The sequence below is a fragment of the Pseudomonas fluorescens genome (assembly GCF_004683905.1).
Classification (GTDB): Bacteria; Pseudomonadota; Gammaproteobacteria; order Pseudomonadales; family Pseudomonadaceae; genus Aquipseudomonas; species Aquipseudomonas putida_A.
Genome location: NZ_CP038438.1, coordinates 1,047,583 through 1,066,854 on the forward strand (window position 1 = coordinate 1,047,583; position 19,272 = coordinate 1,066,854).

Below are 19,272 nucleotides of genomic sequence, written 5' to 3' on the forward strand. Positions count from 1 at the left end.
CCGCTTTCGCGAGCAAGCCCCTCCCACAGGGGAGATTCGGCGCCCGCCAAAAAAATCATAAAAACAAAACAGGTACCTTGCGATGCATAACCAGATTGCCAGCTTTCGCGCGGCACTCGACGCCCGTCCTGTGTCCCGCTATCAGTGGTTATTGCTGATCCTGCTCGCCTTGCTGCTGGTCACCGACGGCTATGACGCCCAGGTGCTCGGTTACGTGGTGCCGGCCCTGGCTCAGGACTGGGGGCTGGAGAAAGCCGCGTTCGGGCCGGTTTTCAGCGCCAACCTGTTGGGCCTCACGCTCGGCTCGCTCGCGGTGACGCCGCTGGCCGATCGCTTCGGCGTGCGGCGAATCCTGCTCGCCTGCGTGCTGATCTACGCCAGCCTGACGGTGTTGATGGTGTTCGCCGATTCTCTGAACACCTTGATGATCGCGCGCTTCATCTGCGGCATCGGCATGGGCGGTGCGATGCCCAGTGCCATGGCCTTGATGTCGGAATATTCACCGCCGCGTCTGCGCACCTTGATGGTGACACTGGCCGCTTGTGGGTTTTCGTTTGGCGGTGCGGCGGGTGGTTTTGTCGCCGCTGGCTTCATCGACCGCTTTGGCTGGCAAGCGGTGTTCCTTGCCGGTGGTGTCACGCCGTTGCTGCTGTTCCCGTTCCTGTGGTGGATGCTGCCAGAATCGCTGCCACGTCTGCTGCGCGATGCACCGCCCTATGTGCGCCTGCGCAAAGTCACCGCGCGAATGCTGCCGGACTGGCAACCGCCGGCCGCGACCGTCGAACAGAACGAGCGCGAGCAGGGCAGCAAGCTGACCGTGGTCGAGCTGTTCCGCAACGGTTATGCGCGCCCGACCCTGCTGATCTGGGCGACGTTTTTTGTCAGCCTGATTCTGCTGTATTTCATGATCAGCTGGCTGCCGACGCTGTTGCTGGAAAGCGGTCTGAAACTCAATGAAGCGAATCTGGTGACCTCGATGTTCCTGTTCGCCGGTACCTTGGGCGCGGTGTGCATGGCCTGGTTCGCCGACCGTTTGAAACGCAAGGTGCGGCTGCTCTGCGCGGTGTTGGCCGGGGCGGCGCTGTGCACGATTCTGCTGGGCTTGAACCACGACAACCCGCGCTATCTGGTGGCCTGCGTGTTTGCCGCCGGTTTCTGCATCATCGGTGGGCAACTGACGCTGAACGCCTTCGCCAGCAACTTCTACCCGGCGCACGTGCGGGCCACGGGCACTGGCTGGGCGTTGGGGGTCGGGCGCTTCGGTTCGATCCTCGGGCCGCTGTTCGGCAGCATGCTGCTGGCGATGCACATTCCGGTGACGCAGATTTTCTTCTTCTGCGCGATTCCGGCGGTTATTGCGGCGCTGCTGATCATCCAGGTGCGCTCGCCTTCAGATATCCCGCAATCCAATGTGGGAGCGAGCTTGCTCGCGAAGAACGATAACGCAGTCTGACAGGAACAACGGTGGCGCCTGCTTCGCGGGCAAGCCACGCTCCCACAATGGATCGTTGTGATGCAGAAGAATGGGTTCACGCTGAACCCTGTGGGAGCGGGCTTGCTCGCGAAGGCGATTCAGGCTTCGATGCATTCATCGCTGACACCACGCTTTGCGAGCAAGCTCGCTCCCACACAGGGATTAGTGGACGACTGAATTCGGCGGCAGGTGCCCAAGCCGCTCAGTCAGGCGCAGGCGCTGGATCGGATCGTCGCTGAGCAGCAGCGCATGTTCCAGATCGAAGCGCTCGGCGTTCGGACAGTCGAGCCGTTGATACAGGCTGGCGCGAGCCAGATAGTCGGCGGCGCTGGCACCGCCCAGTTCCAGCACGCGTTCGGCATCGATCAGCGCGGCAATGTAATCCTCATGCGCCAGATGCAACTGCCGCAGGTTGCGTGACAGGCGCTGGAGCATCTGCTCTGGGCTGGCGGTGGCCAGATGGTCAGCGTTGAGTTTGAGGTGCGCGCCGTACTGACGTTGCAACAACTCGCGACAGTCATTGGGGTACAGCCGCCGACCGCCGCAGGGATCCAGCAGGTGATCAGCACCGGGTACCCGCAGCAGGAAATGCCCGGGGAAGTTCACTCCGACCAGCGGAATCTCCAGACCACGGGCCAGTTCCAGAGCAATCAGGGACAGGGTCAGCGGCTGGCCGCGGCGGGTCTGCAACACTTTGTGCAACAACGCGACCTGTGGGCGTAGCGGCAGAAAATCGTCCTGAGAGAAGCCCAGATCATTCAACCGCCGCAGCAACGGTTGCGCCAGTTCGCTGACTGGCAGCATCGGCAAGCCGTAGCTGACGCGCTGTTGCAGCTCCTTGAAGTCCTGTTGCAGCGCTTCTACATCGAGGCCTTTTTCGTGCTCGGCAGCCATCCACAGCGCCGCTTCGAACAGCGCGGGCGGTGAACGGTGCAGACACTCGAAAAAGCGTTGGCGCGGACTCATCGAAATCTCCGGGGAATGCCTCGTTTTAGCCCCGTCCGCGCCATTCGTCCAGTACCGGCCAGGTTATGCCGCAAAGTCGCCGTCGAAGCGGGCGCTTATTCCGGTGCGCTTCAGCAATTTTTGGGCGCAAGCCTATACTGGCGTCTACCAGAAGTGATTCGGGAGCCTGCCGATGTTCGCTCTCATGCAAAGCACTCGCCTGGAATCGCTGCACCTCAGCGTTGACCCGGTCACCGGGTTGAAGGCGGTCATTGCCATTCATAACAGTCGCCTCGGGCCTGCCCTGGGCGGTTGCCGTTATCTTGCCTATCCCAACGACGAATCCGCAGTCGAGGACGCCATTCGCCTGGCTCAGGGCATGAGCTACAAGGCGGCACTGGCCGGGCTCGATCAGGGCGGCGGGGTGGCGGTGATTGTGCGCCCGGCGCATGTGGAAAACCGCGCTGCGTTGTTCGAAGCGTTTGGCCGCTGCATCGAGCAGCTCGACGGTCGCTACATCACCGCCATCGACAGCGGCACTTCGGTGGCGGACATGGATTGCATTGCCCAGCAGACCCAGCATGTCACCAGCACCACCTCGGCCGGTGACCCGGCACCGCACGCGGCGATGGGCGTGTTCACCGGAATTCGCGCCACCGCCATGGCGCGGCTGGGCAGCGACAATCTCGAAGGATTGCGCATAGCAATTCAGGGGCTGGGGAATGTGGGTTATGCACTGGCGGAACAACTGCATGCGGCGGGCGCCGAATTGCTGGTCAGCGACATCGACCACGGCAAGGTGCAACTGGCGATGGAACAGCTCAACGCGCATCCGATCGCCAACGACGCCTTGCTCAGCACACCCTGCGACATCCTTGCGCCGTGCGGCCTCGGCGGGGTGCTCAACAGTCACACGGTGACGCAATTGCGCTGCTCGGCGGTGGCCGGTTCGGCGAACAATCAACTGACGCATCTGGACGTGGCCGATCAACTGGAGCGGCGCGGGATTCTGTATGCGCCGGATTATGTGATCAACGCGGGCGGGTTGATTTATGTCTCGCTCAAGCATCGCGGCGAAGAGCTGGGGACAATTACTGCGCACCTGTCGAAGATCAGTTCGCGGCTGACCGAAGTGTTTGCCCATGCGCAGGCCGAGAAGCGTTCGCCAGCGCGGGTAGCGGATGAGTTGGCAGAGAAAGTCCTATATCGCTGAAAAGCAAAAGATCGCAGCCTGCGCCAGCTCCTACATATGGAATGCGTATTCCCTGTAGGAGCTGCCGCAGGCTGCGATCTTTTCGATTCAAACGTGGTTACTTGGCAGCTTTCGCCGCTTTAACCGGCTTCACTGGAGCTTCTTCCGGCTCAGCCGCTGCGTCTTTTTCGACTACTTCTGCCGGTGCATTGATCAGCTCCGACAGCGCATCAGGCTGGCTCTTGAAGGCCTTGGCGAACACATCGCGGTTCTTCGCCATGTAGATCCCGACTTCTTCAACCTGTTGCTCGTTCAGCGACGGCACGGCTTTTTGCAACACTTCGGACAGCATCTCGGCCAGTTCGAGCATTTTGTCATGACGGTCAGCTTCGGCTTTATCCATGAACAAGCGCTCCAGATCTCGGCTGCTGCGGTATACCACTTCGACGGCCATTCACCACCTCACATGCCTTCACATTTAGTTGTCTTAGCGACTACTGTATTTATATACAGCGAAAGGATAAGCGAATCCCTGCGCTTTGGGTAGTGGCTTTTCAATGTAGACCGGATTCGGGGTTTTTCCTGATTCACGCGCCTCAAACCAAACGACCCGCACACGGCGGGTCGTTTGGTTTATTTGGTTTCAGAACTTACCGCTGGCGTAACCGCCATCGATGGGCATGATCACACCCGTGACGTAAGCAGATTGATCGCTGAGCAGCCAGAGCACCGCGTTGGCCACTTCGTCCGCCGTGCCGAAGCGCTTCATCGACGTCACGTTGATTTTACGCTGAGTGTTTTCCGGTGCGGCTTTCAGGCGTGCCTCGCTGTTCATGCCGCCGAGGATCGGCCCCGGGGCGACCGCATTGACGCGAATGCAGCCGCCGTCTTCCAGCCGCGCATTCTCGATCGACGCCACCTGGGTCATGCCGTTGATCGCCTGCTTGCTGGCGACATAGGCGACCTGGCCGCCAATCGGTACCACGCCGGCGCAGGACGAGGTATTGACGATGGCCCCGGTGCCGCGGGTGAGCATCAGTTGCAGTTCATGGCGCATGCAGTGGTAGGTGCCGTTGACGTTGATGTTCATCACCTTCATCCAGTCCTCCGGGCACGATTGCGCGAGCGCTCCGTATTTGGCGGTCACGCCGGCATTGTTGAACGCGCAATCGAGGCGGCCGTAGGCCGAACGAATGGTCGCGAACGCCTGCTCGACCTGCGCCGGATCACCGACATCGCAGGCGATAAAGCGGCAGTGTTCACCCAGCCGATCGGCCAGCGCCGCGCCTTTTTCCTCGTCCCGGCCGAACACGATCACATCGGCGCCGGCCTTGATCAGGCGTTCGCTGACGGTTTCGCCAATGCCGCTGGTGCCGCCGGTGACCAGGCAGACTTTTCCTAGAAAATCGTACATATGTCGCATCTCCTTATGCCAACGCGGGGCGTAAATATTTCGGGTTTACGCAGCAATACACCCGATCCAGTCGCGGATTGCTTTTGTCACTGAAGCACTGGCTGTCCCATCGACATTTGTGGATGTCGGCGGAGCGGCCCTGCAGGGTTTTATTGATCAGGTCGTTGTCGGCAAACAGCGCCCGCGACATCCCCACCCAATCGCATACGCCGTCGGCGAGCAACTGCTCGGCCTTGTCCAGACCGTCGATGAAACCGGCGTAACCCACCGGCACTGTCGACACCGACTTGATCGCCCGCACTCCGGCTTGCAGGTAGTGGTCCATGGTCTCGGAATGCACGATCAACTGGCCGAAGGTCGCGCCCATGCACATCGAACATTCCAGCGCGGCAACGCCGGCCTGACAGAGCGCCTGCACGGTTTCCTTGAGGTCCGGATATTGCAGCCCTTCAGCGCCCAGACGGTCGTCGATGCCCAGACGAATAGTGACGATCAGTTGGCCCTGGGTGCGCTCGCGGATGGCCTTGACCACGTCGAGCAACAGTCGCGCACGGTTCTCTTCGCTGCCGCCATATCGGTCGGTGCGCTTGTTGGTGTGCGGCGAGAGAAAACTGCTCAGCAGGTAGCCGTTGGACGCCTGCAATTGCACCAGACGCGCGCCGTTGGTCCAGGCCAGCCAGGCGGAATGGGCGAACTGCTCGATCACCAGGGCGATGTCGCTTTCGTCCATGATCCGCACGCGATAATCCGGATCAAGTTTCGACACGCGCGGGCAGGGCACGCCGCTCGGGGTCAGCACGGCAACGCCGGTGTGGGTGGTGGTGCCCTGACCGCCGTAATGCTGCAGTTGCACACCCACCGGCGTGTTGACCTGCTCGGCCATCGCGAACATCGCCTTGAGCGATTCGCCCTGCTGCTGTTCGAACAGGCCGAGCCCGGTGCTCTGCAGACGCGATTGCGGCGAGACCGTGGCGTTGCACAGAAACGCCATGGAGCAACCGCCCTCCATGATGCCCTGATAGAACTCGATCATGGCGGGCGTCACGCACCCGCTGTGATCGGCCAGGTCCACGCCCATCGACGCGAAGAACAGCCGATTGCGCAACTCCAGCCCGCCGGCCAGCCGCAGGGGCTCCAGCACGTGGGGATAGCGCGGCATCATGCTTCCTTCCTTTGTTCGGGCATCGCCGAAGCTTGGTCGAAGGTCATCCACAACGGTTGGCCGAGGACGGGCGCCGGAACCGGGGCGGTTTCTTCGTGGGAGAAGTAAGCGAACTGTTTGAGCACTTCGCGCCACTTGAAACGCAACGGCGAATCCAGCTCTGCCAGGTGCAGTTTGAGCGTGCCGGCCTTTGTCGCGTCGCTGGCGTGCAGCGATTGCAACGGCAGGCTGATCATCCCTTCGTTTTCCAGGTACAGGTAGACGTGTCCGCGCTCGGAAGCCTCGAGCGGGCTGTCGCATTGCACTTGCAGGCCGGCCATCGACAGCAGCTCAAGGCGGGCGGAGAGGTGACGTCCGGAATCCAGGCGCACCAGCACTTCATGGCGTATGCCCTTGAGCGGACGGAACCAGCAGGCGGGGTCGATGTTGATATTCCGCATGCGCTTGAACACCGGCATCTTGATCACTTCACCGTGCAGGCGAATGTCGGCCACCAGCTCGCCCCGCTGGAAGAATCGCGCACGCTTGTCGACCTTGCGCGCCCGCGGCTGGGCCATGCCTTCGTAGTCGCCAACCAGCACATCCACCTGAAACGAAGACTCGGTGTAACGGGGAAAACTCGACAGCAGATCAACGATGGAAATCGACACCTCACCGCGGGCATAACCGCTGTGCTCGTAGAACTGCGCGTACATGGCCTGGCGTGCCGCTTCGATCAGCATCAGGCCGGGCACGTGCTCGTGGTGCTTGCGGTAGAAAAAGTAATTGGCGGTGTCGTTGAACAGGGTGAAATAGAGCAGACCCTGCTGCGGGCAGCCGTCCAGGTTTTTCAGGACATCATGTACCTGCCGGCGCTGATCGAGGCTCAGGCCGTTGCCGCAACCGGGCAGTCGAGCCAGTTTGGCTTCGGTGCTTTCCAGCACCCAGATGCCGCTGAGGATCAGGTGGTCGGTGGCCTTTTCGTAATTCGTCAGCAGTTCCGGCAGACAGTCCGACAGGCCTGCCTGTTCGAGCTCTTCCAGGTCAATGATGGTTGGCAGCGAGCGCAGCACCAGACGTTCGCTGTCCAGCCGATAGGCCTGATTGACGATCTCCAGATCCATTGGATCAAGGTTCGCCCGTTGCGCGACGGCGGCCGGCAGCCAGGCCGGCAGCAAGTGGTGAGCGTCGTAAATCAGCACGTCGTCATCGTGGCCCTTGTGGACGATGTCTTTGGCAACTTTCCTGTGCATGTCGATCATGATCATCCCTCTGTGTTGAACGTTGGTTGTAAGGCAGTTGCTATCCATGGCGTGAAATCGACCCACACCGAAAGGTGCTGCTCGACGCGTGTCAGCAGCTTCAGTTGATGTGTTTTCTTGTTTTCTTGTTTTCTTGTTTTCTTGTTTTCTTGTTTTCTTGTTATCGAGTGTCGGGCAGGGTTACTGCACCGTGATGTAGCAGGCGCCCAGGGTTCGGTTGTCCAGAACCTGCAGCGGCGCCAGCCATTTGTAGTCGATGCCGCCACGTCTGAGCAGGCGTCCGATGGCAACCGGGGACACTGACACCAGATGTGAAACGCCGCAGGTTCGGGCGTACTCCAGTGTGGCCATGAACAGGCCAACGGTGTTTTCGTCGGACATCATCTGTTCGTTTTTGCCGCCCTCGGCATCGAGGTCAAGTGAGGTGAAACGCGACAGCTCCCAGATGTCATCGCCGCACGGGGCAGGCTTGTCGCCGAGCAACGAAGTGAATACTTCACTCAGCAGATACGGCTGGGTGGTGGGCAGCAGGCGGGCGCATCCCTTGATGTTGCCGTCGTGCTCTTCGGCGACAATGTAGTGAGTGCCGCTGTGATCAAATTGGTCGAACTCGAAATCGTCCGGCGTGGATAATTGCCAGCCGAGGCGTTCGACGAACACCTGATAGCGATATTGAGCCAAGCGTTGACGCTTTAGTGTCGTCAACTCGTCATAACGTCCTGACAAGTAATCCATCACAGATTCCGTTTAGTGATTGGTTGGGTGGCGATTAAAGTGCACACTGCGCTCGCATACTACCTGTCACCCTTGACAGCTAGCGGAAACATTTGGAAATATGCTAGGCATGTTGGCAAGAGGCCGACAGCATTAACTGTGGGAAAGGAATCTCTATGTCATATTGGCAGGCTGAACTGTTGGAAAACGCCATGTCTGCAACGGATGTCGAGTTGTTGTTCGACAGTATCAAGACCGTCGCCAGGCAGTTGGAGTTTGATTATGTGGCTTACGGGTCACGCCGGCTTTTCCCCATCACCAAACCTTGTCTTTTTCTCGCCAATAATTATTCGCCCGCCTGGCAAGCTGCCTATTCCGCCAATCGTTACCTGGACATCGATCCTTACGTCCAGCGCGCAATGCGCAGCGTGAAACCGGTGCTGTGGGACGCTGAACTCAAGGCTCAGATGCCCGAATTCTGGCAGGATGCGCAGGCTCACGGGCTCTCGGAGGGCTGGGGGCAGACGCTGCTCAACAGCGAAACTCAAGGGCTGGTGACCTTTGCCCGGGGCAGCGGGACGATCACCGCGCAGGAACTCGAAACCAAACAGGCACAGTTGTCCTGGCTGGCCCAGATTACTCACCTGGGGCTGACGCGCCTGCAGATGCGCGGCGCCGATTCGGTGCTCCCGGTGCCGATAGAACTGTCGCAGAGAGAAAAGGAAATCCTGCAATGGACCGCTGACGGAAAGTCATCGGACGATGTTTCGGTGATCCTCGGTATCAGCAAAAGGACAGTAAACTTCCATATTAATCATTGCCTGAAAAAACTCGGTTGCCAAAACAAGATTGCCGCTGCAGTTAAAGCTTCGCTGATGGGCCTGCTGTGGAAATAATTACCCTGATAATTTATTGGATAACTAACTGGTGAATAACCGGAGTGTTTGTGCGCGAGTTCACAGATTTTTCCGATTAATAATATTTCATTTATAAGCTAATGCCTTTTGAAGCGTAACGAATTCATCAAGAAACTTCAGTTATAGCGTCACAAACATTCCTGACGACGGTGCCTGTTCAACGGTGCGACCAAACGCCACGGCGCAGGTTTCATGCCGGCTCGCCATGATGCGTGGCCTCGTTTCTGCATGGCGCATAGCGCATACGGAAAACCGTCACGTCCAACCGGCATCATCCGCTCGCATCGGGCTAAGGAACATCATCGTGAAAATCAACTGGGCCGAGAAACTGCGGCAAAACGTGCATCAACTGGCCGAGTCCCTGGGCAATCTGTTCGTCGAGACCTTCCACTACCTGGCGCTGTTCGCCATTGGTGCGGTGACCGCATGGGCGGCGGTGATGGAATTTCTCGGCATGCTCGAAGAAGGCCACATCAAGATCGATGACATTCTGTTGCTGTTCATCTATCTGGAACTGGGGGCGATGGTCGGGATTTACTTCAAGACCAACCACATGCCGGTGCGCTTCCTGATCTACGTGGCGATCACTGCGCTGACCCGCCTGCTGATCTCCAACGTCTCGCACCACAACCCGCCGGACATGGGCATCATCTACCTGTGCGGCGGCATTCTGCTGCTGGCGTTCTCGATCCTGGTGGTGCGTTACGCCTCGTCGCAATTTCCGTCGGTGAAGATCGAAAAACCGCAACGCAAGCTCGGCGCCGGCTCCGGTGAACATCCCGAGATCGAGAAGGGCGAGCTTTAAAGCCCCATCGACGGCCGAGGCTGGCCGTTGCTCTGCTGCGGTGGCGGAGGCAGCCCGTCACCGCTGGTCATCGCTTCAAGGATCGCCATGGCGCTGTGGCCCTGTTCGATGGCGATGCCGAACTGAATGCTTTGCACCAGCCGCTTGAGCCGTACCGGATCGTTGCGCTGTTCGGCGCTGATCATCCGTTTGGCGACGATTCGGCCGCTGTTCGACAGGGTCAGCATGATGCTGCCGTCCAGCCCCTGAATGCTCAGGTTGATCTGATAGTCCGGCGCGAAGGCATCGGTAATGATCTGAAAAGGGTTGTCCATGATGCGTCACCGCCTGATTGAACGTGCAGTTGTTGACCGGCCGTGATCGGGTTGGTTCGCAATACCTGATCATCGGCGATTCCGTGGCCTGTGGTGTTGCGTTTTGTAGGAGCTGCCAAAGGCTGCGATCTTTTGATCTGCGCTGTTTTGACTTCGGTCATGAAGATCAAAAGATCGCAGCCTCGTTGCACTCGACAGCTCCTACACAGCTCCTGCACAGGTCATAGCAAGGGCTGTGCCGGGAAAATTGTTGGACAATGGATACGGCATAAAAAAGGCGAGCCCATGGCTCGCCTCTGTCATTTGTGGCCCGTTTCAGGGCAGAACCGAGTAGATGATCGCCGACAGTGCAATCAGGCCGATCAGCACCACGAACACGTTGGACGCCTGTCCCGAGTACTGGCGCAAGGCTGGCACACGGCGGATGGCGTACATCGGCATCAGGAACAACAGGCAGGCAATCACTGGCCCGCCGAGGGTTTCGATCATGCCGAGGATGCTCGGGTTGAACGTCGCCACGGCCCAGCAGCTGAGGATCATGAACAGCGCGGTCGCACGGTTCAGCCAGCTCGCCGACATCACCTTGCCACGACCGCGCAGGCTCTTGACGATCATGCCCTGAAAGCCTTCGCTGGCGCCGATGTAGTGGCCGAGGAAGGATTTGGTGATCGCCACCAGCGCGATCAGCGGCGCGGCGTAAGCGATGACCGGGGTCTGGAAGTGGTTGGCGAGGTACGACAGGATCGAAATGTTCTGCGCTTTCGCGGCCGCCAGATCCGCCGGCGACAGCGCCAGCACGCAGCTGAAGCAGAAGAACATCACCGTCACCACCATCATCCCGTGGGCCATGGCGAGGATGCCGCTGCTCTTGCGTTCGGCCTCGGCGCCGTAGCGCTGCTTCTGGTCAACCGCGAAGGCGGAGATGATCGGCGAGTGGTTGAACGAGAACACCATCACCGGGATCGCCAGCCACAGGGTCTTGAGGAACGTCGACAGCGGCATCGCTTCCTTGGCGCTGGCGAAGAACGCGCCGTTCCAGTTGGGGATAAGGCTCAGGCCGAGCAACAGCAGCGCGGCGACGAACGGATAGACCAGCACGCTCATGGCTTTGACGATCACGTTCTGCCCGCAGCGCACGATCGCCATCAGGCCGAGAATCAGCACCAGCGACAGGATTGCCCGAGGTGGCGGCGCGATGTGCAATTGATGTTCGAGAAAACTGCTCAGGGTGTTGGTCAGTGCAACGCTGTACACCAGCAGGATCGGGAAGATCGCGAAGAAGTACAGCAGGGTGATCAGCTTGCCGGCACCGATGCCGAAGTGTTCTTCAACGACTTCGGTGATGTCGCCCGAACGCCCGGACAAGACGAAGCGGGTCAGGCCCCGGTGGGCGAAAAAGGTCATCGGGAACGCCAGCAACGCCAGAATCAGCAATGGCCAGAAACCGCCGACGCCGGCGTTGATCGGCAGAAACAAAGTGCCGGCACCGATGGCGGTGCCATACAGACCGAGCATCCAGGTGGTGTCGGATTTGCTCCAGCCCTTGTGGGCTATTTCGGTGTTGCGTGTGCGATCTACAGCGGGATTTTCGGCAGCAGGTGTACGTACATCGGTCATCGTTTTTGCCTCGTTATTATTTTTGCTCGGGCTCACGGTTGGCGGGCCGCAAGTTGCGGCCCGCCGGGACGGTCAGGCAATGCGCGTCAGCATTCCACCCAGTTCACAGCCAGGCCGCCCCGTGAAGTCTCTTTGTATTTGTCGTGCATGTCGGCGCCGGTATCGCGCATGGTGCGGATTACCCGGTCGAGGGAAATGAAGTGTTTGCCGTCGCCGCGCAGGGCCATTTGCGTGGCGTTGATCGCCTTCACGGCGGCGATGGCATTGCGTTCGATACACGGCACCTGCACCAGGCCGCCGACCGGGTCGCAGGTCAGGCCGAGGTTGTGTTCCAGGCCGATTTCAGCGGCGTTTTCCAGTTGCTCCGGGGTTGCGCCGAGCACTTCAGCGAGGCCCGCCGCGGCCATGGCGCAGGCCGAACCGACTTCGCCCTGGCAGCCGACTTCGGCGCCGGAGATCGAGGCATTTTTCTTACACAGAATGCCGACGGCGGCGGCGCCCATGAAGAAAGCGACGACGTCATCGTCAGACGCGTCCGGATTGAATTTCATGTAGTAGTGCAGCACCGCCGGAATGATCCCGGCCGCGCCATTAGTCGGCGCGGTGACCATGCGCCCGCCGGCAGCGTTCTCTTCGTTGACGGCGAGGGCGAACAGGTTGACCCACTCCATCGCCGACAGCGTCGAACTGATCACGTTCGGCTTGCCGATTTCCAGCAGGCTGCGGTGCAATTTCGCCGCGCGGCGCGGCACGTTCAGCCCACCGGGCAGGATGCCTTCGTGACGCAGGCCTTGCTCGACACACTCGCGCATCACCGACCAGATGTGCAGCAAGCCGTTACGGATTTCAGCGTCGCTGCGCCAGGCCCGTTCGTTGGCCATCATCAGTTCCGACACGCGCAAGTTGTGCTGCCTGCACAGGTTCAGCAGTTCGGCGGCGCTGGAAAAATCGAACGGCAACACCACGTCGCCGGCCGGCGCCACACCGGACTCGGCTTCCGCCGCTTCGATGATGAAACCGCCGCCAATCGAGTAGTACGTCTGCGTGAACAGCTCGGCGCTTTCGCCGAAGGCTGTCAGCGACATGGCGTTGGGGTGGTAGGGCAGGCTTTCGTCCAGCAGCAGGAGATCGCGCTGCCAGTTGAAGGAAATTTCTCTCTGGCCGGCAAGCAGCAACAGGCCGCTTTCGCGCAGTTGCTGGATGCGTGGATCGATGGTCGCCGGATCGATGCTGTCCGGCCATTCGCCCATCAGGCCCATGACCGTCGCGCGGTCGGTGGCGTGGCCGACGCCGGTGGCCGACAGCGAACCGTACAAACGGATTTCCACGCGACGCACATCGTTGAGCAAGCGTTGCTCGATCAGCGCCTGGGCGAAGGTCGCGGCGGCGCGCATCGGGCCGACGGTGTGGGAACTGGACGGACCGATGCCGACTTTGAATAGATCGAAAACACTGATAGCCATGCTAAACCCTTACAAGCAATGGAGTAGAAATCGCTGCCATTTTTTGTAGGACAAGCGCAATGTCGGCGATACTGCCTACCTCGGTCCTACGTGACTAACGAAATTTCCTAAGTAAGCCTTTAGCAGGACTAAACAATGAGTCGTCAATTGCATGCCCAGACCTACGTCTGGCTGCAGGTGTTTTCCTGTGCCGCGCGGCACCTGTCGTTCACCCGTTGTGCGGAAGAGCTGCACATCACTCCGGGAGCGGTCAGCCAGCAGATTCGCCAACTGGAAGAGCGACTGGGTTTTCGCCTGTTCCACCGACGAGCGCGGGGTGTGGAGTTGAGTGCGGAAGGCCAGCGACTGGCCATCACGGTCAACGAGGCCTATGGCAGCATCGATGCTGAATTGCGTCGTCTGGATGCCGGGATGATCAGCGGGATTCTGCGGGTGCGTTCGATTCCATCGTTCCTCAGCAAATGGCTGACCCCGCGCCTGCCGCGTCTGCAACAGCGTTATCCGGACATCCAGTTACGGCTGGTGGCCGAGGACAGCAGCGTGCCGTTGCACGAGGGCGATTTCGATCTGGCGATTGACCTGAATGACGGCAGTTATCCGGGGCTGTTATCCACAGCCTTGCTCGATGAGCAGATTTTCCCGGTTTGCGCGCCGAGTTTGCTGCGCGGGCGTCCGCCGCTGCATGGGCCGGCGGACTTGGTGCATTTCCCGTTGTTGCACGACATCACCGCCTGGCGGGGCAGTTATGAATATGCGGAATGGGAGTTTTATCTGAACGCGATTGGCTTTGAAGGCGCCGACGTACGGCGTGGGCACACGTTCAATCGCAATCACCTGACCATCGAAGCGGCGATCGCCGGTATGGGCGTGGCGATTGCCCGGCGCACGTTGCTCAACGATGAACTGGAGCGCGGGACGTTGATTGTGCCGTTCGGCCTGTCGGTGCCCAACCACAAACGCTACGTGCTGCTGTATGCGCCGGGGGCCTTGAGCCATCCGGGCGTGCGCGCGGTGCATGACTGGCTGGTGGAGGAGGCGGGGATTTTCCGCAGCTTGCACCCGTTGAACGACGGGCAATTGTGAGCAGATTTTGCAGGGTTGCGAAGCGACCCAACTCCCGACCTTACCAGTGACTTGCCCGGTTGTCCGGCTTTTTTTGCGAATGAATATTTATCTTTTTTCAGGGGTTGAAATGTTCGTCGGTCGGGCCGATTGTTGTAACCAGGAGGTCAGGAAATCCAATTCAAGGCCTCTGGCGAGCTAGCTGAAATAAGGGATGAACTATGCAAATCCAAGTCAACAGCGATAACCATATTCAAAGCAGTAAGCGACTGGAGGAGTGGGTACGTACAACTATTGAGAGCACGCTCGAACGTTATGAAGAAGACCTGACCCGTGTCGAAGTCCACCTGAGCGACGAGAACGGCGACAAACCAGGTCCCCATGACTTGCGCTGCCAACTGGAAGCGCGGCCAAAAGGCCATCAACCGATTTCCGTCACCCACAAAGCCGATTCGCTGGAACAGGCGATCGACGGTGCAGCCGAAAAACTGGAACACGCGCTGGAGCACCTGTTTGGCAAACTGCGAGGCAAACCTCGCGCCGCCATCGTGCCATTCAGCAAGGCGAATGATGCACTGCTGGAGGAAGAATTTCTCGAGAACGAACAGGCAGCGATCAACAGTTGATACGCTGATTTTTCAAGCCACCCCATGAGAACGGGCCTGCGCAAGCAGGCCCGTTTTTGTTTGTGGCGTTTTTTGCGCAGGGCATCAGAAAGCGGCCCCTCACCCCAGCCCTCTCCCTCCGGGAGAGGGGGCCGACCGAGGTGTCTGACGTGAAACATCGACCTGAAAGACCGACTCGACTATGGATTCGGCAAAGTAGAATCAGGTCGGCGTACTTCGCAAGCATCCCGCAATCAGTCCCCTCTCCCTTGGGAGAGGGTTAGGGTGAGGGTTTTTTCAATCTCAGAACGCGAGGGTGGTTTGCACGTACACCGTGCGCGGTTCACCCACGTACTTGCCTTTATTGTTGTCATCAAACGAGCGGGTGAAATACTGGGTGTTGAAAATGTTCTTCACCCCCACCGCCACGTTCAGATCCGACAATTGCGGGCCGAAGTCATAACCGGCGCGGCTGCTGAACAGCATGTAACCGGGGATCTTGCCGGTGCTGCCGTCGGCGCTTTCCCTGGAGGTGTTGGCATTGTCGGCGAACTGGTCGCTCTGGAAGCTGCTGTCGACGTTGAGTTTCCACGGGCCCTCGGTATAACCGACGCCAATCGTGCCTTTGTGTTTCGACGAGAACGGCACGCGATTGCCCTTGTTCGGCCCGTCCTCACGGATGGTCGCGTCAACATAGGCATAAGTGGCGTACACATCGAAACCGGCGAGTGCCGGGCTCAAGTCATCCAGCGCGTAGTTGACGCTGGTCTCGATGCCCTGATGGCGGGTCTCGCCTCGGGCGATCACCGAATCGTTGGTCTGGTTGCTTTCGTACTGGTTGTCGAAGTTGATCAGGAACGCACCGATTTCCGCGCGCAGGGTGCCGTTGTCATAACGGGTTCCGAGTTCCCAGGTGCGGGCCTTCTCCGGTTTGACTTCGCCGCTGCTCACACGGTTGGGCATCTGACTGTATTGCACGCTGCCGAACGAACCTTCGGTGTTGGCGTACAGATTCCAGCTGTCGCTCAGGTGATACAGCACGTTCAGCGCCGGCAGCGCGGTGTTGTAGTCGCCCTTGTATTTGACGTCGGTCAGGTTGTTGGTCTGCTGCGACTCGATCATCTCGTAGCGCACGCCCGGAGTGATGGTCCATTTGCCGATGTCGATGCGATCGTCGACGAACAACGCATTGGCTTCGGTGCCACCGCGGGTGTCGCGGTCGTTGCGGCTGTCGGTAGTCGGGTATTGGTTGCTGCTGATCGGCGTGCGATAGCGCAACTCGTGGCCGGCCTCGTTGATGTAGCGGTAACCGACGCCGACTTCATGGCTGGTCGGGCCGAGGTCGAAGCCCTGGGCGAAACGCGTTTCGAAACCGCGCACCCAATACTCGCGCGGTGACAGCGAGAGGAAACTGCCCTGATCCAGATAACCGCTGCGCAGGGTCTTGGTGAAGAAAGTGTTGGCGGTGAATTCGCGGCGATCTTCCTGATAGCGATAGCCGAAGTTGAACATTGTGCGGCGACCCCAGAACTGGTCTTTCAGGCGCGTCGACTGATACGGATCGGCGTCGTAATCGGCAACGCTGAGGCCGCCGGGCATGTCGGCCTTGCCTTCGTAATACTGGGCCATGGCGTTGAAGCTGTTGGCCTCGTCGAGCTGGTATTTGCCCTTGAGGATCAGGTCGTCGATTTCGCTGTCGCTGTGTTCACGCCAGTCACCGCCACGGGTGCCGGAGTACAGCAGCGCGCCGCCCAGACCATTTTCGTTGGTGCCGCCGGCCAGCAGGTTGGCGCTGGTCTTGAAGCCGTCATGGCTCGACGACGGACTGGTTTCGGTCTGGAAACCACCCTTGACCGTCGGCGCATCGGGAATGGCACGGGTCACGAAGTTGACCACCCCGCCAACGTTCTGCGGGCCGTAACGCACGGCGCCGCCGCCACGCACCACGTCCACGGCATCCATGTTGCCCATGCTGATCGGCGCGAACGACAACTGCGGTTGGCCGTACGGTGCGAATGGCACGGGAATGCCGTCCATCAGTACGGTCGAGCGCGCGGCCAGGCGCGGATTGAGGCCGCGAATGCCGAAGTTCAGCGCCATGTCATGGCTGCCGGTGCCGTTGTTTTCCGGAGCGTTGACCCCGGGGATGCGGTTGAGCACATCGCGCGCCTGAGTCGCGCCTTGACGTTCGAAGTCTTCGCGGCGGATCACATCGCGGGCGCCGGGGTGTTCGAACACGTTGACCTGCGCCGCTTCACCGAGCCAGTCACCGACGACTTTCGAGGTGTCCAGCTCCAGCGCCGTGTCGCCGACCGGTTGCAGGCTGAAGGCATTGTTGCCTTCGGCGCGGGCTTGCAGGCCGGTGCCTTCGAGCAATGCATCGAGACCTTCTGCGGTGCTGTAGCTGCCTTCGAGGCCACGGCTTTGCACGCCGCTGGTGATCTGCGAACCGAAGGAAATCAGCACGCCGGCTTCACGACCAAACTGGTTGAGGGTGTTTTCCAGCGATGCCGGGGCGATGTGGTAAACCCTGGTTTCGGCGGCCATGGCCGGCAGAGCGCTGAAGCTCAGGCTGGCGCCCAGTATGAGGTTGCGCAGGCGACGGGCCAGTGGCGTGAGGCGGGTGGGGTGCATGAAGGGTGATCCTGAGAAGGTTGAATCAAGGGGGCTTTCCTTCTCTGTCACGCCAGATCTGAAAAACGGCTCACGGTTTACGAATATTTTTTGCATGACTGATTTTGTGGCGAGGGAGCTTGCTCCCCGTTGGGGCGCAAAGCGGCCCCTGTATTGAGGGCCTGCTGCGCAGGCCAGCGGGAGCAAGCTCCCTCGCCACAGTTTTGTTTTAAACCCGAGCCTCGACGCTGACCCAATAGCGGGTAAACCGCCGCACTTTCACCGGCAGACTGATTTGCAGCAGATCAAGAATCCGCTCGCTGTCGTCCAGTGGATAGGTCCCGGAGATCAGCAGGTCAGCCACTTTCGCATCGCAATGCAACTGGCCGCGACGGTAGCGGCTGAGCTCTTCAAGAAAATCGCCCAGGCGCATGTGCGCGGCGATCAACATGCCGTCGGCCCAGGCGCCGCTGTTGGCGTCCAGTGGCTTGGCTTCGCTGACCGAAGTGGCGCTGAAACTCAGCTGACGGGCGACGGGCAGCCACATCGGTGCGTGCTCGTGGCGGGTCAATTCGACCTGGCCTTCAAACAGCGCCACCTGCGTACGATCGGCAAATTGCCGGACGTTGAGCCGGGCAGCAGCGGTTCTCAACAGCCCTTGTGCCGTGCGCACTTCGAACGCTTGTACGGTGCTGAGCAGAATCTCGCCCTCCAGCAGACTAATCAGCCGTTGCGTGCTGTCCACGTCCGCTGCGCTCGCGGTGTTGAGCTGCAACTGGCTGCCCGCACCCAGCGTAACTTTGCGGCGCTCCCCCAGCGGGCTGCGGTAATCGGCGAGCAGCGTCGGCAGCGGATTGTGCTCGCGCATGCCCCAGGTGACGGCAGAACCGGCACCCAGAAGCAGCAGCAACTTGAGCGCCTGACGGCGACTGGAAGACTTCTGCCCGTTCAACGCGGCATGGGCCAATGGCGAAGCCACGCCGCGCAAGCGCTGGTTGACCCGCTGCATGTGTTCCCACGCCCGACGATGTTCGCTGTGGGCGTCCAGCCATTGTTGCCAGGCTTGTTGCTGACGCGGGGAGAGCGTGCCTTGCTGCATTTCCATCAGCCAGTGCACGGCCTGTTCGGCCACTTGCGCAGAGAAATCCGGAGCGCGGTTCATAGGGCGAAATAGCAGCGCAGGGCGGCTTTGTGCAGATGGCGTTTGACCGTGGCTACGGAGATGCCCAGTTCGGCGGCGATTTGCGGATAAGTCAGGCCATCGACCTGCGCCAGCAAAAAGGCGCGCTTGACCAGACGTGGCAAGCCATCGAGCAGCTGATCCAGCTCGATCAGGGTTTGCAGGATGATCGCTTTGTCTTCTTCCGATGGCGCAACCATTTCCGGCATCTGCGCCAAGGTGTCGAGGTAGGCGCGTTCCAGGTCCTGGCGGCGGTAGTGATTGAACAGCACACGTTTGGCGAGGGTGGTGAGAAACGCGCGCGGCTCAACAATTACCGATTGTTCACGTGCAGTGAGCACGCGGATGAAGGTGTCCTGAGCCAGATCCGCCGCGCTGTCCGGGCAGCCGAGTCTGCGCCGCAACCAGCCGGTGAGCCAGCTGTGGTGGTCGTGGTAGAGCGATTCGACGGGATGGGCGGACGACAAGGGTATTACTCCGGGCGCATGATCGATGCGTTAGAGAACAAGAACTGTTCGCATTGTAGGGGCGGGCGAGGGTGTCCGGCAATCAGA

Annotated in this window: 17 protein-coding genes and 1 pseudogene; 6 read left to right on the forward strand and 12 right to left on the reverse strand. The window is 60.0% G+C overall.

The features are described from left to right. Nucleotides 1–82: 82 nt before the first annotated feature. The gene (locus E4T63_RS04680) at nt 83–1,453 is read left to right on the forward strand and encodes an MFS transporter (RefSeq protein WP_134785460.1); all 1,371 of its coding nucleotides are present in this window, start codon (nt 83–85) and stop codon (nt 1,451–1,453) included. A gap of 183 nt (nt 1,454–1,636) precedes the next feature. Here E4T63_RS04680 and E4T63_RS04685 read toward each other — a convergent pair whose 3' ends face one another. Continuing rightward, nucleotides 1,637–2,440, reverse strand: coding sequence for a SirB1 family protein (locus tag E4T63_RS04685; RefSeq protein WP_027610885.1), 804 nt, complete (start codon nt 2,438–2,440; stop codon nt 1,637–1,639). A gap of 172 nt (nt 2,441–2,612) precedes the next feature. Between E4T63_RS04685 and E4T63_RS04690 the strand changes: the two genes are divergently transcribed. Continuing rightward, nucleotides 2,613–3,632, forward strand: a complete 1,020-nt coding sequence (locus E4T63_RS04690; protein WP_135294984.1) for a Glu/Leu/Phe/Val dehydrogenase family protein — start codon at nt 2,613–2,615, stop codon at nt 3,630–3,632. Nucleotides 3,633–3,810: 178 nt separating this feature from the next. Here the strand turns inward: E4T63_RS04690 and E4T63_RS04695 are convergent. The 5 genes and pseudogenes from E4T63_RS04695 to E4T63_RS04715 form a co-directional block, all read right to left on the reverse strand. Next, nucleotides 3,811–4,065 (reverse strand): annotated as a pseudogene (locus E4T63_RS04695) (YebG family protein); the annotation flags it as partial. A 189-nt stretch (nt 4,066–4,254) separates the two neighbouring features. Next, nucleotides 4,255–5,025 carry an SDR family NAD(P)-dependent oxidoreductase gene (locus E4T63_RS04700; protein ID WP_135294985.1) on the reverse strand — a complete coding sequence of 257 codons (771 nt, stop codon included), beginning with the start codon at nt 5,023–5,025 and terminating at the stop codon, nt 4,255–4,257. Between the two features lie 13 nt (nt 5,026–5,038). Next, nucleotides 5,039–6,187, reverse strand: coding sequence for an NADH:flavin oxidoreductase (locus E4T63_RS04705; RefSeq protein ID WP_027610889.1), 1,149 nt, complete (start codon nt 6,185–6,187; stop codon nt 5,039–5,041). After that, nucleotides 6,184–7,428, reverse strand: coding sequence for an AfsA-related hotdog domain-containing protein (locus tag E4T63_RS04710; protein ID WP_135294986.1), 1,245 nt, complete (start codon nt 7,426–7,428; stop codon nt 6,184–6,186). Before E4T63_RS04710 ends, E4T63_RS04705 begins: the two co-directional genes overlap by 4 nt. A gap of 180 nt (nt 7,429–7,608) precedes the next feature. Continuing rightward, a complete protein-coding gene (locus E4T63_RS04715) occupies nt 7,609–8,163 on the reverse strand; it encodes an acyl-homoserine-lactone synthase (protein ID WP_027610891.1) in 555 nt (184 codons plus the stop codon). Between the two features lie 155 nt (nt 8,164–8,318). Between E4T63_RS04715 and E4T63_RS04720 the strand changes: the two genes are divergently transcribed. Together E4T63_RS04720 and E4T63_RS04725 are read left to right on the forward strand one after the other, a co-directional pair. After that, a complete protein-coding gene (locus E4T63_RS04720) occupies nt 8,319–9,038 on the forward strand; it encodes an autoinducer binding domain-containing protein (protein ID WP_027610892.1) in 720 nt (239 codons plus the stop codon). Nucleotides 9,039–9,363: 325 nt separating this feature from the next. After that, nucleotides 9,364–9,864 carry a phosphate-starvation-inducible protein PsiE gene (locus E4T63_RS04725; protein ID WP_003221775.1) on the forward strand — a complete coding sequence of 167 codons (501 nt, stop codon included), beginning with the start codon at nt 9,364–9,366 and terminating at the stop codon, nt 9,862–9,864. Here the strand turns inward: E4T63_RS04725 and E4T63_RS04730 are convergent. The 3 genes from E4T63_RS04730 to E4T63_RS04740 form a co-directional block, all read right to left on the reverse strand. Continuing rightward, a complete protein-coding gene (locus tag E4T63_RS04730) occupies nt 9,861–10,178 on the reverse strand; it encodes a DUF3509 domain-containing protein (protein ID WP_007968083.1) in 318 nt (105 codons plus the stop codon). The two genes, E4T63_RS04725 and E4T63_RS04730, sit on opposite strands and share 4 nt — an antisense overlap. Before the next feature lie 315 nt (nt 10,179–10,493). Next, on the reverse strand, nt 10,494–11,795 hold the full coding sequence (locus E4T63_RS04735) for an HAAAP family serine/threonine permease (RefSeq protein ID WP_115988185.1): 1,302 nt from the start codon (nt 11,793–11,795) through the stop codon (nt 10,494–10,496). Nucleotides 11,796–11,881: 86 nt separating this feature from the next. Beyond that, nucleotides 11,882–13,258 carry an L-serine ammonia-lyase gene (locus tag E4T63_RS04740; RefSeq protein WP_098967266.1) on the reverse strand — a complete coding sequence of 459 codons (1,377 nt, stop codon included), beginning with the start codon at nt 13,256–13,258 and terminating at the stop codon, nt 11,882–11,884. A 135-nt stretch (nt 13,259–13,393) separates the two neighbouring features. Between E4T63_RS04740 and E4T63_RS04745 the strand changes: the two genes are divergently transcribed. Together E4T63_RS04745 and E4T63_RS04750 are read left to right on the forward strand one after the other, a co-directional pair. Then, nucleotides 13,394–14,341 carry a LysR substrate-binding domain-containing protein gene (locus tag E4T63_RS04745; RefSeq protein WP_007914183.1) on the forward strand — a complete coding sequence of 316 codons (948 nt, stop codon included), beginning with the start codon at nt 13,394–13,396 and terminating at the stop codon, nt 14,339–14,341. Nucleotides 14,342–14,541: 200 nt separating this feature from the next. Beyond that, nucleotides 14,542–14,946: an HPF/RaiA family ribosome-associated protein gene (locus E4T63_RS04750; protein WP_027610895.1), complete on the forward strand. Its 405-nt coding sequence runs from the start codon at nt 14,542–14,544 to the stop codon at nt 14,944–14,946. Nucleotides 14,947–15,228: 282 nt separating this feature from the next. Here E4T63_RS04750 and fecA read toward each other — a convergent pair whose 3' ends face one another. The 3 genes from fecA to E4T63_RS04765 form a co-directional block, all read right to left on the reverse strand. Next, entirely contained in the window at nt 15,229–17,559 is a 2,331-nt protein-coding gene (gene fecA / locus E4T63_RS04755; RefSeq protein ID WP_135294987.1) for a TonB-dependent Fe(3+) dicitrate receptor FecA, read from the reverse strand. A gap of 208 nt (nt 17,560–17,767) precedes the next feature. Beyond that, nucleotides 17,768–18,700 carry a DUF4880 domain-containing protein gene (locus E4T63_RS04760; RefSeq protein ID WP_135294988.1) on the reverse strand — a complete coding sequence of 311 codons (933 nt, stop codon included), beginning with the start codon at nt 18,698–18,700 and terminating at the stop codon, nt 17,768–17,770. Beyond that, a complete protein-coding gene (locus tag E4T63_RS04765) occupies nt 18,697–19,185 on the reverse strand; it encodes a sigma-70 family RNA polymerase sigma factor (protein ID WP_123587206.1) in 489 nt (162 codons plus the stop codon). Before E4T63_RS04765 ends, E4T63_RS04760 begins: the two co-directional genes overlap by 4 nt. Nucleotides 19,186–19,272 lie beyond the last annotated feature (87 nt).